This window comes from Mycobacterium paraterrae (assembly GCF_022430545.2).
GTDB lineage: Bacteria > Actinomycetota > Actinomycetes > Mycobacteriales > Mycobacteriaceae > Mycobacterium > Mycobacterium paraterrae.
This window is the reverse complement of the sequence record NZ_CP092488.2, coordinates 3,846,738-3,859,372: the sequence shown is the minus strand read 5'-3', so window position 1 is coordinate 3,859,372 and position 12,635 is coordinate 3,846,738. Positions and strand designations below refer to the sequence as shown.

Below are 12,635 nucleotides of genomic sequence, written 5' to 3'. Positions count from 1 at the left end.
AACCTCAGCGCAGCAATGTCAGGACGGTCCAGGTGGCGACCGCCGACGGTAGCGCTCCGTCCAGCCGATCCATCAGGCCGCCGTGGCCGGGCAGGATCCGGCCCATGTCCTTGATACCGAGGTCGCGCTTGATCTGCGATTCGACCAGGTCACCCAGCGTGGCGGTGGCCACGATCGTCAGACCGAGCAGCAGTCCGACCCACACCGGCCGGTGAGCCAACTGGGTCGCGGTCAACGTGGCCGCGGTAATCCCGAACAACAGCGAACCTGCCAGCCCTTCCCATGACTTCTTCGGGCTGATGGTCGGGACCATAGGGTGCTTGCCGAACAGCACACCGACCGCGTATCCGCCGACATCGGAGGCGACGACGCCGATCATCAGGCAGAACACCCGTCCGGAGCCGTCCGCCGGAAACGCCAGCAAGACGCTGAACGACCCAAACAGCGGCACCCAGGCCGCGAGGAAGACGGTCGCCGCGACGTCGCGCAGATAGTTGCCCGACGGCGAATCCGTCGAACCTTGCGGTGCGGTCGTCGAGCCGAGCGCCAGTCGCCAGAACATGCAGATTACGGCGGTGGCACCGAAGGCAGCCAGCAGACCGTACGCATGCTGATACCAGGCCAGCCAGACCATGGCTTCGCCGCCAAGTAGCAGCGGAACTGCGGGTATCAGATAACCGGCCTCGCGCAGCCTACGCACCACCTCGTGGGTGGCGACGGGCATCGCGACGGCAAGCAGTAAAACCCACAGGTAACGGTCCTTGATCAGGATCGCGATGATGCTGAAACCGATAGCGGCGCCTACCGCGATCGCAGCCGGCAGATTGCGGCCGGCCCGCGACTTCTTCGGCTTGGCCTCCTGCACCGCGTCGTCGGCGGGAAGGTCTGCGCCGGTATCGGTCTCTGCCACGGACGTCGTCTGCTGATCGGCCATTAGACCTCCAGCAGTTCGCCTTCCTTATGCTTGACCAGGTCGTCGATCTGTGTCACGTACTGCTGAGTCGTCTTGTCGAGGTCTTTCTCGGCGCGCGACACCTCGTCCTCACCTGCTTCGCCGTCCTTACGGATACGTCCCAGTTCCTCCATCGCCTTACGGCGGATGTTGCGGACGGAGACCTTGGCGTCCTCGCCCTTGGCCTTGGCCTGCTTGACCAGTTCGCGGCGGCGTTCCTCGGTCAATTGCGGCACCGCAACACGGATCAGCGTGCCGTCGTTGGTCGGATTGACTCCGAGGTCGGAGTTGCGGATCGCCGCCTCGATGTTGCCTAGCTGGCTGGCCTCGTAGGGCTTGATCACCACCAGCCGCGCTTCCGGGACGTTGATGCTGGCCAGCTGGGTGATCGGGGTGGCAGCGCCGTAGTAGTCGATGACGATGCGGTTGAACATGCTGGGGTTGGCCCGGCCGGTTCGAATCGTCGAGAGCTCGTCGCGGCTGACCCCGACGGCCTTTTCCATCTTCTCCTCGGCGTCGAAGAGGGTCTCGTCAATCATTTAGCGCCACTCCTCCTCATCGCGCTGCGCGCTCTGCATCGTCGTCGGCGTCATCTACCGCCACTCCTCCTCATCGCGCTGCGCGCTCTGCATCGTCGTCGGCGTCATCTAGCGCCACTCCGCCCTTCACGTTGTCACCAACGTTCCGATTTTCTCACCCGAGACGGCCCGGGCGATATTGCCGTCGGTCAGCAGGTTGAAAACCAGAATCGGCATGCGATTGTCCATGCACAAACTGAACGCGGTGGCGTCGGCCACCTGCAGACCGCGATCGATGACTTCCCGGTGAGTGATCACGGTGAACAGTTCGGCCGCCGGATTCACCCGCGGGTCCTCGGCGAATACCCCGTCGACCGCCTTCGCCATCAACACCACGTCGGCGCCGATCTCCAGGGCCCGCTGCGCAGCGGTCGTGTCCGTCGAGAAGTACGGCAGGCCCATGCCGGCGCCAAAGATGACTACGCGCCCCTTTTCCAGGTGACGCCGGGCCCGCAACGGAAGGTACGGTTCGGCCACCTGGCCCATGGTGATCGCCGTCTGGACTCGGGTGACAATGCCTTCTTTTTCCAGAAAGTCTTGCAGCGCAAGGCTGTTCATGACCGTCCCAAGCATGCCCATGTAATCCGACCGGGTACGCTCCATGCCTCGCTGTTGAAGTTGCGCCCCGCGAAAGAAGTTGCCACCTCCGATGACCACCGCGACCTGAACACCGGTGCGGACCACTTCGGCGATCTGGCGGGCGACCAGCGCGACGACATCCGGGTCCAAGCCCACCGATCCCCCGCCGAACATCTCGCCACCGAGCTTGAGCAGCACCCGGGTGTAGCGGGATCGATTTGACGACTCGGCGCCGTTGTTGCCCTGCTCCGCCATCTGACTCCTCGCACCGGAAGGCGCCGTCGGACTGCCTTCACTACGGCTGTCCCCTAAACAGCCGGGTCTATCCTGCCCTATCGGTCAGCCGCGCGTCCCGAGAGTCGGCACCGGAGATCAGTAGCCGTCCACGGTCCCATTGCCGAGGCAGATTAGTTGCGAAGCCGTCACCGCCGCGCGGTCGACGACGTTGCGGGTGTCGATCACGACCGCGCCGGGTGCGACGCGTCGCTCGACGGCTTCCCAGTCCAACTCGGCGAATTCCGGCCACTCGGTGAGCACTACGACAGCGTCCGCGTCCTTGGCCGCGACGTAGGGGTCGCGCGCCGTGGTGACCGGCAGGCGCTCGGCGTCGATGCTGTCCAGCCGCGGGTCGTAGGCGACGACCTGCGCTCCGGCCTGCTTGAACGCCGAGCAGACAGCGACCGCGGGCGAATCCCGAACGTCGTTGGTCCCCGCCTTAAACGTCAGTCCCAGCGCGGCGATTTTCGCTCCGTCGAGCCTGCGGTGGAGCTGCGTACGCACGGCACCGGTGACACGTTCGATCTGATCGGCGTTGGTCCGGCGTGCCGACTCCACTTCCGCGAGCACCACCCCGTGTTCGGCACAGGTGTGCAGCAATGCCGCGGTGTCTTTGGGTAGGCACGAGCCTCCCCAGCCAGGACCGGGGATCAGGCAATCCGGCCCAATTCGTTCGTCGCTACCCATACAGCGCGTGACGTCGCCGATATCGGCGCCCACGTGGGTGCACAGCCCGGCCAGTGAGTTCACGAACGACAATTTGACCGCCAGGAAGGCGTTGCTGGCGTACTTGGCCAGTTCCGCGCTTTCGACGCTCATCCGCAGGATCTGCTGGCCGGGATACAGCTTGGCGACGCGATCGGCGGCGGCTTCGGCATCGGCGGAAGCACCGATGACGACGCGATCGGGATGTAAACAGTCGGCGACGGCGTGACTCTCGCGCAAGAATTCCGGGCTGACGACGACGTGAATGTTGTGAGGTGCCAGCATTTGTTCGAGCCGACGGCTGGTGCCCACGGGCACAGTGGATTTCACGACGACGACCGTGTTGGGCGGCAACGCCCCCGCCAGAGAGCGAACCACATCCTCAACCGGCCCGAGGTCGGTGGTGCCGTCGTCATTCGTCGGTGTCGGAACGCAGACGAAGACGATGTCGCGATCGCCGAGCCGGCGGTAGTGCCTCGTGAAGCGCAACGTGCCACGTTCCAGACCGTCGCACATCAATTCAGCGAGCTCCGGCTCTGCGATCCCCGGGTGTCCCGCGCGTAGAGCAGCCACCCGGTCGGGATCGACGTCCATACAGAACGTGTCAATGCCCTTGGCGGCCAGACAAACCGCCGTTGTCAATCCGACGTATCCCGCGCCGACCACTCCCACCTTCACACTCATGCGCACTCCTGTAGCACCAGCTGAGTAGCTTCGATCACCTGCAGCGGCGTAATGCGCAACAATCCGGGGTCCGGATGTTCGGCGTGTGGGTCACCGCGCTGGCCCGCCCACACGGTGACGTGCCGGCCGTCGCCCCGCGGCCCCCACCGGTTCGGCGGCGTCGGCCCGAACAGCAGTACGGATGGCGTGGCGGTAGCGGTGGCAATGTGCCCCACGCCGGTGTCCCCGCAGACCAGCAACTGACAGTCACTGATCAGCGCCACCATTCCCATCACGTCTAATTCCCCTGCCAGTAAAGCGGATTCGGGAAGCCGCGCCTGGGTGACTACCGCTTCTGCGAGCACCCGTTCTTCGCGCGATCCGGTCACCACCACCCGATGCCCGGAATCGGCCAATGCGCACGCGACCGCGGCGAATCGTTCGGTCGGCCAGCGTCGCGCGGGCGCCGCGGCCCCAGGATGTATGACGACGACGCCCGCGCGCTTCGGATAGCCGCTGGGCCGGTCGATGTGTAGATCGCCCGGATCGCAGCTGATTCCGTGCCATTCCAACAGCGCGCACCATCGGTCGACCTCATGCACGTCCTCGCGCCATGGCGGATCGGTGACAGACGGATGGCGTGAATTCTGGTACGCGAGCAGACGTTTCGGTCGTGTCGCGAGCAGGTCGTCGACGCTCTCCGGTCCGTTTCCATGCAAGTCGACCGCGAGATCCGGCGGTGCGTAGGGCCAGGTGAGGTCGCCCAGCCCACGCGTCGGCAATACCTGGTCCACGGCACCGGCAAACATCGCCAGCGGTTCCAGTGATTTCGGTGTCGCCAACACGATGCGGGCCGACGGATAGCAACGGCGCAGACCGCGCAGCGCCGGAAGCCCGGTGAGCAGATCGCCGAGACCGAGTGCACGCAGGACCAGCACGGTTGCCGGGTCTGTTGTCACGGCCATGAGGATTCTTCCGACGAGCACACCACCATCTCGCGTATCTCGCTGCCGGGCGGCTGGCTAAGCGCGAAAACAACAGTCTCGGCGACGTTTTCGGGGTTGTTGAGCTTTGCGTCCGGCGGTGGCTTGTACTGCGCGTCGCGACCGTCGAAGAACGGTGTCTCCATGCCGCCGGGGATCAGCAGGGTGACTCCGACCTGGCCGGCCAGTTCGGCGGCCAGTGCCCGAGTGAAACCAACCACCCCGAACTTGGAGGCGCAGTAGGCGGTGGCGTCGCTGACGGCCTTGATCCCCAGCGTCGACGCGCAGGTCACCAGCCGGCCTCGGGTGGTCTTCAGAAACGGCAGGGCGGACCGGACGACCGCGGCGGTACCGAGCAGGTTGACATGCAACACCCGCTCCCAGTCTTTCGCTGCGACGGTCGCCAGCGGACCGCAACTGTCGACCCCGGCCGGGGTGAAGACGCCGTCCACCCGGCCTCCCACTGAGTCGGCCAACTCGCGAACGGCCTCCTCGACCGTTGCAGTGTCGGCGAGATCCGCCCACGCGTAGGGCACGTCATCGGAGGGCTTGACGATGTCGAGCACCAATGGCGTGCCCCCATGACGCCGAACCGCGCGCACCGTCGCCGCCCCCAAACCCGAAGCGCCGCCGGCGATCAGCACATTGCCGAGTGTCATTTGTTCACCTTCCTGATCAACGGACTGCGGAAATCAATTTCGACGACGAGTAGCCCGGGACGGTGGCCAGTAGCACCACTTCACCGCCGTGCCGCCGCACCACGTCGGCTTCCGGAAGGTCTTGACCGTCATAGTCGCCACCCTTCACCCAAATGTCTGGCCGCAGCTTTTCCAGCGCCGCGGTCGGCGACGTCTCGGAGAAGATCGCCACGCCGTCCACACATCCCAGGGCCGCCAGCACCCTGGCCCGGTCTTCGGCCGTAACCACCGGTCGTCCGGGGCCCTTGATCGCCTGCACAGATTCGTCCGAGTTGATCAGCACGATCAGAGCGTCACCGAGATCGCGGGCCCGCCGTAGTAGTCGGACGTGTCCGGTGTGCAACAGGTCGAAGCATCCGCCGGTAGCAACCACGCTCCCACCGCCTCGTCGCACCCGCTCGGCAAGCGCCTGAACCGATTTCATTCCGGATACGGCCCCGGCCGAACCAGTCAGTCCTGTCCCGCCGTCGATCGAAAGCACGCTCGAGACCCCAGTGGCCCCACCGGCGGCGACGAACCGCGAAGCCGCGGCGACTGCCTCGGTGGCCGCTTCCAGTTCGTCGGCGCCCTCGATCAGCGCGGTGGCGGCCGCGACGGAGAACCGATCGCCGGCACCGCACGTGTCGTGGTGGGCGGCCCCGGTGCTTTCGGGCGGATGAATGTGATGCGCGGAGCGTTGCCTGTCCGCGAACATGGCGCCGTGCGCACCAAGCGTGACGCTCACCGCGGTCGCCTCCCACTCCGCACGCAGGGTCGCCGCCAGTTGGCCGCCGCTTACCTGGGGCCCCGAAAGCTGCCTCGCCTCTGAGTGATTCGGCGCGATGATGGGGCATCCGGGCGTCGGTCGCGAGCCGCGGGGATGTGGATCCCACACCACCGGCGCCTGGACGGCCCCGAGGATTGCGCGCAGCGGGCCGTGGGCTGCCAACCCGTGGCCATAGTCGGCTACACAAACCGCAGCTGCGTCGTGCAGGACGGCCGCGACGTCGTCCGGTAGAGCTCCGTCGGCCGCGTAGCCGTCGCCATGGTCGACACGCACTACCGAGTGGCCGCCTGCGCGGACCCTGATCTTGCTCACCGTGGCACCGCGCAGCGGGACGCCGATCACCCGGATGCCGGGGTGATCATCGGCTAGGAGTCGGGTCAGTGCGTGACCGGCTGGATCGTCACCGACGGCGGTGATCAGCACCACGTCGGGGTAGCCGCGCGCAGCCAGCACCGCGGCCAGACCGGCGCCACCGGGTCGGTGCCAGATCCGGTCGGGTTCCACCACCGGTACGGGCGCTTCGGGCGACAGCCGATTGGCGGTACCGTCGACGTCCACGTCGAGCATCGAGTCACCAATGATCACAAGGGGTTTCATGCCGTTTGGACTCCTGTTCGTAACAGCGACTCGTCGAGTGCCATGCACAGACCGTGCACCAAGACCAAGTGCATTTCCTGCACGGTGGCCGTCGACTCGGCGTCGACGCCGATTCCGTCGTCACACATCGTCAGCAGCGGGTTGGGCGCCGGCCCGGTCAGCGCCCAGGTGGTGACCCCGATCTCGTGCGCGGCCCGGACCGCGGCAAGGACATTGGGGCTGGTGCCACTGGTCGACAGCGCCACCAGAACGTCGCCCGGGCGACCATGGGCCCGTACCCCGCGGGCGAACATCTCCTCGATGCCGTAGTCGTTGACGATCGCGGTGGCGGCGGAGCTGTCGGCGTGTAATGCGATGGCGGACAGTGGCTGTCGTTCGTCTTTGAAGCGGCCGACAAGTTCCGCGGTCAAATGTTGGGCCTCGGCCGCGCTCCCGCCGTTGCCGCAGGCCAGCAGCCGTCCGCCGGCGCTGAGTACGGCGGCTAGGTGGGTGCCCCAATCGCACAATTGTGTACTGGCATAACGCATTCGCGCGACCGCCGAGACCAGGTCGACGAAATGACGTTCGATCATGCGGCACCTCGATTCGTCAGGCCGGTGACAGCAGCGACGACGTCGCCGGCGGCGATGTCGTTCAGGCAGGGATGCCCCGGCACCGGGCAATCCCGGGCACGTGTGTTGCGGCAGGCGGCGTTCTGATCGCCCAGCACCGTCACCACGGTTCCGTACGGCAGCCAGCGCGCAGCGGGCACCACCGGCGCGAACAACGACACAATCGGCGCCCGCACCGCTGCCGCGAGGTGCGCCGGTCCGGTGTTCGGCGCCACCACGGCGCGAGCACCGGTGAACACCGTGGCGAGTTGAGCCAGCGTGGTTCGCCCGCCCAGGTCCACTGCGATGCCGGACGCCACGGTCGCGGTCAATTCGCGGTCTGCTTCAGATCCGGTGACCACGACGTCGTATCCGGCGGCAACCAGCGCGCGCACGATCTCGGTCGACTTTGCGCTCGACGGTTGGCGAGCCGGGACGGCGGCCGCTGGGTGGAACACCACGTAGTCCCGGCCACGCAGTGCCGCAGCCACATCAGGAGGTAGGGCGGCCGGGTGAGCGATCTGCAGGCCGGCGTCATCATCGGCCGGTAGCGGCCAACCTGCCGCCGCTGCCAGCGACAACGCGCGCAGCGGCTCGGCGACGTCGTTGTCGACGCGGTGTCGCAGATCCAGCAGCCGCCCCGGGTAGTCCTCACAGATCGCCCCGATCCAGGGAACCCCAGCCATCCGGCAGATCAAGGCGAGCGGCAAAGGCGATTGGTGAAACGAGGTGAAAATCAGCACCGCGTCGGGCTTTTCGTCGGTGATCTCGTCGGTCAGCGCCGTCACCGCGTCCGCGGTCACCGGCGCCGCGTCGAAATCGACCCAGCCAGCGGCCCACTCGATCACCCGGTCGACCCCCGGCAGCATCCGTGCGGCCGCGCTGCCCCGCCAGGAACACCACCCTGTCGTGGTGGGCCGAGACCGCACGGACCGCGGGTCCGGTGATCAGGACGTCACCCAGGCTGTCGAGCCTGGCCACCATTGCGGATGTCATGCCAGCCCTTTCAGCACCAGAGTGACCGCGTCGTTCAGCGTCGCCGCAACGTGGGCGCTGGAACGGGCGTGGCGGATCTCCGCGGGCAGGGTTCGCTCGGTGGGAACGAGGATCGCCTTGGCTTGCGCGGCCTGTGCGGCCTCGACGTCCCTACCGATGTCGCCGATCACCACACAGCGGCGCGGATCCAGGCCCAGCTCAGCGGCCGCCGCAATCACCATGCCGGGTGCGGGTTTTCGGCATTGGCAGCCGCCGTCGTGCAGGCATACCTGCCAGTTGTCGAAGGGCCCCAGTAGTTCCTCGACGCGGGTGTTCACCGCAAACAACTGGGCGCCGGTGATCAATCCTTTCGCGACCCCGGATTGGTTGGTGATCACTCCCAGCAGCAGACCACGCTTACGAAGCCGGTGCACGGCGCGTTCGGCGTCCGGCAGCGGAACGACGCCGCGCGGATCGTTGAGATAGGGGCCGTCTTTGATCAGCGTGTCGTCACGGTCGAACAACACCGCCAACGGTGGATCGCGCCGCTCGTGGCGGAACAGCCAAGTGCCCCATGCCCGTTGCGCCGTCGCGACCGGCGGGATGAGAATGCTCGAAAACACCATCGCGATCACCTCGCGAGCAGTGCGGGGACCGGGTGCGATGCGCCGCAAGGTGAAGTCGAGGGTGAGCGCCAACCAGGCCGTCGCGGCGCCGACCGCCAGGTAACGGTGTCGCGTGATGGCCGCGGCGATCGCGACCAATGCTGCCGCGGTGGTCGCGACGTGAGCGCGCAAGCGGCCCCGGGATTCACCGATTTCCGCACGCCACCGACGACCGTATTTGCGGCGCATCAGAGCGTCGTCGCGATTGCCGCGCTGCGCGCGGATACTGCTCCAGACCGTCGGCCGCCCATCCGCGATGGGGTGCTCGGCGGTACGCGTACCCGGCACGATGCGTCCACAGCACCGCGTCATGCGTAGTCCGAGGTCGGAGTCTTCCCGATAGGCGCGCGGAAAGCGCTCGTCGAAGCCCCCGCATTGCACCAGGGCCCGCCGCCGGTATGCCATATCTGCGGTGATCCATTGCGCCTCAGCAAGTCTGAGAGTGCGACGCTCGTCGTCGCTGGGGCGTTTGCCTTGTGGCAGCTGCACTACCAGCCTGCCCTGTGAACCCACCACCGCCTCGTCCACGCCGCGCAGGTCGCTCGTCAGTTGCTGACACCAATCAGCACTCGGCACGACGTCGTCGTCGAGGAAATTGATCCACTCAGTCGCGCACTGGCGCCATCCCGTGTTCCGTGCAGCCGCCGGCCCGCGACCACCCGAGCGAACCACTGTGACGGGCAGGCTGTTAGGCGGCAATCGAAGTGGCTCCTTCGGCAGCGGCCGGTCGTCCACAATCACGATGGCCGACGGGCGTGGTCCGTGTCCCTGGTCTAATGCGGCGAGCAGCCGGTTCAGCGACGGCCGGCCGATGGTCGGGATCACGATCGAGTAGTCCGTCATTGCGCGTGCCGCCGAACGATGAAGGGGCCGAGCGCCAACACGTCGATCGGTGCGCTGCCGAAGCACTCGAGCGCATCGCGTGGGCTGTCGACCATCGGACGTCCTGCGGTGTTGAAGCTGGTGTTGACGACGACCGGCACCCCGGTGATCGAGGCGAATTCGGTGATCATCCGATGCAAGAGCGGTTTGTCGGTGTCGACGGTCTGAATGCGTGCGGTGCCGTCGACGTGGGTGACCGCAGGTATCCGGTCGCGCCATGGCTCGGCGACGTCGTGGACGAACAACATGTACGGGCTGGGCAGGGGACCGCGCGAAAAGATGTGCGCTGCTTGGTCGGCTAACACCATGGGGGCAACCGGCCGGAACTGCTCGCGCCCCTTGACCCGGTTGAGACGTTCGAGATTGTTGACGTCGCGCGGGTCGGCCAGCAGCGAGCGGTTGCCCAGAGCCCGAGGGCCGAATTCCGAACCGCCCTGGAACCAGCCGACAATCAGGTTGTCAGCCAGCGCCTGCGCCACGTCCGCGGCCATGACGTCGGGGCGGTAGTGGGCAATGTCGGCGTCGTCTAACGCGGCCGCCAATTGCTCATCTGCCCAACTGCGACCGAGAGACGCCGACGGCATCGGCGTGATCGGTTCCTGATGTTCGGCGGCCAATGCCAGCGCCGCGCCCAGCGCGGTGCCAGCATCTCCGGAGGCCGGCTGGACCCAGACGTGAGGGAAGTCGCCCTCGTCGAAAACACGGGTGTTCGCTACGCAATTCAGCGCCACTCCGCCAGCCAGACACAATGTGTCCGAGCTGGTCCGTTGGCGCAGCCAGCTGACCAGTTGCAGCAGAACGTCTTCGAGTACCCGCTGCACACTGCATGCCAAATCGGCGTGGGCGGTGTCGAGCTGTTGTGCTCCCGGCGCTCGCGGTTCGGTGAACACAGTCCAGTCGACATTCGGGGCACGAAATGTGCCGTCGCCGCACGAGTACACGTGTTCGGCAAGTTGTTCGGCATACGTGGGACGTCCGTAGGAGCCCATCGCCATCACCTTGTACTCGTCGCTCGATCGCGTGAAACCCAGGTGCTCGGTGAGACTTTCATAGAGCAGACCCAGCGAGTGTGGAAGCTCCTGAGTGGCAAGCACATCGAGCTTGCCGTCGGAGTACTCGCCCGCCAGCATCGAGGTTGACTCACCGCGGCCGTCCACGACGAGCACGGCACTGTCGGGGCGTGGTGAGGCCAGCGCCGTCGAGGCCGCATGCGCGACGTGGTGACGGACGTGGCGGACCACGCCCGGGTCTAGTCCAGGTAGTGCCGTGGCCAGGAATTGCGGCGCCCGCCGGGCATACGACGTTCGCAAATGCTCCCAGTCGCGATCCTGGCCCTCGATCGGGCCACCGGACACTTCGGCCAACGCCGGATCATAGGAGTAGCCGACCGCATCCAGGTCCGCGGCGTCGAGGCCCGCGTGCCGCAAACACCAGCGCGCCGCGGCCACGGGAAGCTCCCAGGTGGAAAACGGCACCGCTTGCTTTCCGTGCTTGCGGCGCGAAAACCGCTCTTCCTCGGCGGCGGCGACCGTCTTCCCGTCGATGACCAGAGCAGCGGCTGGATCGTGAAATACGCCGTTAATACCCAAAATTCGCACGGCACCCCCTTGAGAGTCGGAATCACCAGATGGTGAGGTGCGCCCGAGGGGCACCTACCCGCGCTTCTTGGGGGTAAAGATCAGAGACTGACTAGCGTCGGGCTAGACGGCCACCTGCGTTGACTCGAAACGTGTGCGGAACCAGCCGACGGTTTGCGCCAGGCCGTCTTCGGCGCGCACGGTCGGTTCCCAACCCAGCTGCTCGCGTGCGGTGCGAATATCCGGGCAGCGCCGCCGCGGGTCGTCCTCGGCAGCCGGGATGTGATGAATGGTGGACGCACTGTTGGCGGCGTCGCGGACGACGTCGGCGATCTTTAATACGGACAATTCTCGCGGGTTGCCGATGTTCACCGGCCCGGCGATATCGCTGCCTGCCAATGCAACCAGTCCCGCAACGGTGTCGTTGACGTGACATAGGGAGCGCGTCTGGTGACCGCTGCCCGCGACGGTGATCGGCTCGTTGCGCAGCGCTTGACGGCAGAACGTGGGGACCATTCGGCCGTCGTCGGCACGCATCCCCGGCCCGTAGGTGTTGAAAATCCGTGCGACGCCGATGTTTGCGGCCTGAGAGCGGTGATGCGCGAACACCAACGCCTCGGCGAACCGCTTGGCCTCGTCGTATACGCTCCGCGGTCCCACGGAATTAACGTTACCCCAATAGTTTTCGTGCTGCGGATGGACGAGCGGGTCGCCGTACACCTCGCTCGTCGACGCCAGGACGAAGCGGGCTCGGCTGTGTTGCGCGATGTCGAGTGCCACCGCGGTACCGTCGGCGCCGACTCGAAGCGTCTCGATCGGCAGCCGCAAGTAGTCCGGCGGCGATGCCGGCGAGGCCAGATGGAACACGGCGTCGAACGCAATGCCTCGTATTTTCTCGCCGGGGTGCTCGGTGATGTCGTGTTCGATGAAATCCAGACCGCGACGGTTCTGCAGATCTGCCACGTTGTCCGGCGAGCTCGTCGACAAATTGTCGATGCAGACCACTCGCGCCCCGTCCGCCAGCAACCGGTCACAGAGGTGAAAGCCGACGAAGCCGGCTCCCCCGGTGACCAGGACATGACTGAGCGGACGCATCTGCGGCGGATACCCACACCACCGTCGAGCAAACCGGTTCAACGGCGATGGGCG

General features: G+C 66.4%; 12 protein-coding genes. All 12 read right to left on the bottom strand.

The features are described 5' to 3' along the window. Nucleotides 1-4: 4 nt before the first annotated feature. The gene (locus MKK62_RS18680; RefSeq protein ID WP_434084965.1) at nucleotides 5-910 is read right to left on the bottom strand and encodes a phosphatidate cytidylyltransferase; all 906 of its coding nucleotides are present in this window, start codon (nucleotides 908-910) and stop codon (nucleotides 5-7) included. 23 nt (nucleotides 911-933) lie between these two features. Further along, on the bottom strand, nucleotides 934-1,491 hold the full coding sequence (gene frr, locus MKK62_RS18675; protein ID WP_240258436.1) for a ribosome recycling factor: 558 nt from the start codon (nucleotides 1,489-1,491) through the stop codon (nucleotides 934-936). A 126-nt stretch (nucleotides 1,492-1,617) separates the two neighbouring features. Further along, on the bottom strand, nucleotides 1,618-2,364 hold the full coding sequence (gene pyrH / locus MKK62_RS18670) for a UMP kinase (protein WP_240258437.1): 747 nt from the start codon (nucleotides 2,362-2,364) through the stop codon (nucleotides 1,618-1,620). 117 nt (nucleotides 2,365-2,481) lie between these two features. Beyond that, nucleotides 2,482-3,774, bottom strand: a complete 1,293-nt coding sequence (locus tag MKK62_RS18665; protein WP_240258438.1) for a UDP-glucose dehydrogenase family protein — start codon at nucleotides 3,772-3,774, stop codon at nucleotides 2,482-2,484. Continuing rightward, entirely contained in the window at nucleotides 3,771-4,718 is a 948-nt protein-coding gene (locus MKK62_RS18660; protein WP_240258439.1) for a glycosyltransferase family 9 protein, read from the bottom strand. Before MKK62_RS18660 ends, MKK62_RS18665 begins: the two co-directional genes overlap by 4 nt. Next, nucleotides 4,709-5,395, bottom strand: a complete 687-nt coding sequence (locus tag MKK62_RS18655; protein WP_240258440.1) for an SDR family oxidoreductase — start codon at nucleotides 5,393-5,395, stop codon at nucleotides 4,709-4,711. The genes MKK62_RS18660 and MKK62_RS18655 overlap by 10 nt, the downstream gene beginning before the upstream one ends. Before the next feature lie 16 nt (nucleotides 5,396-5,411). Continuing rightward, the gene (locus tag MKK62_RS18650; RefSeq protein ID WP_240258441.1) at nucleotides 5,412-6,797 is read right to left on the bottom strand and encodes a PfkB family carbohydrate kinase; all 1,386 of its coding nucleotides are present in this window, start codon (nucleotides 6,795-6,797) and stop codon (nucleotides 5,412-5,414) included. Further along, complete coding sequence (locus MKK62_RS18645) at nucleotides 6,794-7,369, bottom strand: D-sedoheptulose-7-phosphate isomerase (RefSeq protein ID WP_240258442.1); 576 nt, start codon at nucleotides 7,367-7,369, stop codon at nucleotides 6,794-6,796. Before MKK62_RS18645 ends, MKK62_RS18650 begins: the two co-directional genes overlap by 4 nt. Continuing rightward, nucleotides 7,366-8,256 (bottom strand): glycosyltransferase family 9 protein, encoded by an 891-nt coding sequence (locus tag MKK62_RS18640; protein ID WP_240258443.1) that lies wholly within the window; start codon nucleotides 8,254-8,256, stop codon nucleotides 7,366-7,368. Before MKK62_RS18640 ends, MKK62_RS18645 begins: the two co-directional genes overlap by 4 nt. Nucleotides 8,257-8,379: 123 nt before the next feature. Next, entirely contained in the window at nucleotides 8,380-9,870 is a 1,491-nt protein-coding gene (locus tag MKK62_RS18635) for an HAD-IIIA family hydrolase (RefSeq protein WP_240258444.1), read from the bottom strand. Next, complete coding sequence (locus MKK62_RS18630) at nucleotides 9,867-11,507, bottom strand: carbamoyltransferase family protein (RefSeq protein ID WP_240258445.1); 1,641 nt, start codon at nucleotides 11,505-11,507, stop codon at nucleotides 9,867-9,869. Before MKK62_RS18630 ends, MKK62_RS18635 begins: the two co-directional genes overlap by 4 nt. A 102-nt stretch (nucleotides 11,508-11,609) precedes the next feature. Continuing rightward, nucleotides 11,610-12,581: an NAD-dependent epimerase/dehydratase family protein gene (locus tag MKK62_RS18625; protein WP_240258446.1), complete on the bottom strand. Its 972-nt coding sequence runs from the start codon at nucleotides 12,579-12,581 to the stop codon at nucleotides 11,610-11,612. Between the last annotated feature and the right edge of the window lie 54 nt (nucleotides 12,582-12,635).

Excerpts from the sequence above, each read along its gene's own strand:
- MKK62_RS18625 (WP_240258446.1), bottom strand. The coding sequence starts at position 12,581 with ATGCGTCCGCTCAGTCATGTCCTGGTCACCGGGGGAGCCGGCTTCGTC.
- MKK62_RS18665 (WP_240258438.1), bottom strand. The coding sequence starts at position 3,774 with ATGAGTGTGAAGGTGGGAGTGGTCGGCGCGGGATACGTCGGATTGACA.
- frr (WP_240258436.1), bottom strand. The coding sequence starts at position 1,491 with ATGATTGACGAGACCCTCTTCGACGCCGAGGAGAAGATGGAAAAGGCC.
- MKK62_RS18650 (WP_240258441.1), bottom strand. The coding sequence starts at position 6,797 with ATGAAACCCCTTGTGATCATTGGTGACTCGATGCTCGACGTGGACGTC.
- MKK62_RS18655 (WP_240258440.1), bottom strand. The coding sequence starts at position 5,395 with ATGACACTCGGCAATGTGCTGATCGCCGGCGGCGCTTCGGGTTTGGGG.
- MKK62_RS18640 (WP_240258443.1), bottom strand. The coding sequence starts at position 8,256 with ATGCTGCCGGGGGTCGACCGGGTGATCGAGTGGGCCGCTGGCTGGGTC.
- MKK62_RS18645 (WP_240258442.1), bottom strand. The coding sequence starts at position 7,369 with ATGATCGAACGTCATTTCGTCGACCTGGTCTCGGCGGTCGCGCGAATG.
- MKK62_RS18635 (WP_240258444.1), bottom strand. The coding sequence starts at position 9,870 with ATGACGGACTACTCGATCGTGATCCCGACCATCGGCCGGCCGTCGCTG.
- MKK62_RS18660 (WP_240258439.1), bottom strand. The coding sequence starts at position 4,718 with ATGGCCGTGACAACAGACCCGGCAACCGTGCTGGTCCTGCGTGCACTC.
- pyrH (WP_240258437.1), bottom strand. The coding sequence starts at position 2,364 with ATGGCGGAGCAGGGCAACAACGGCGCCGAGTCGTCAAATCGATCCCGC.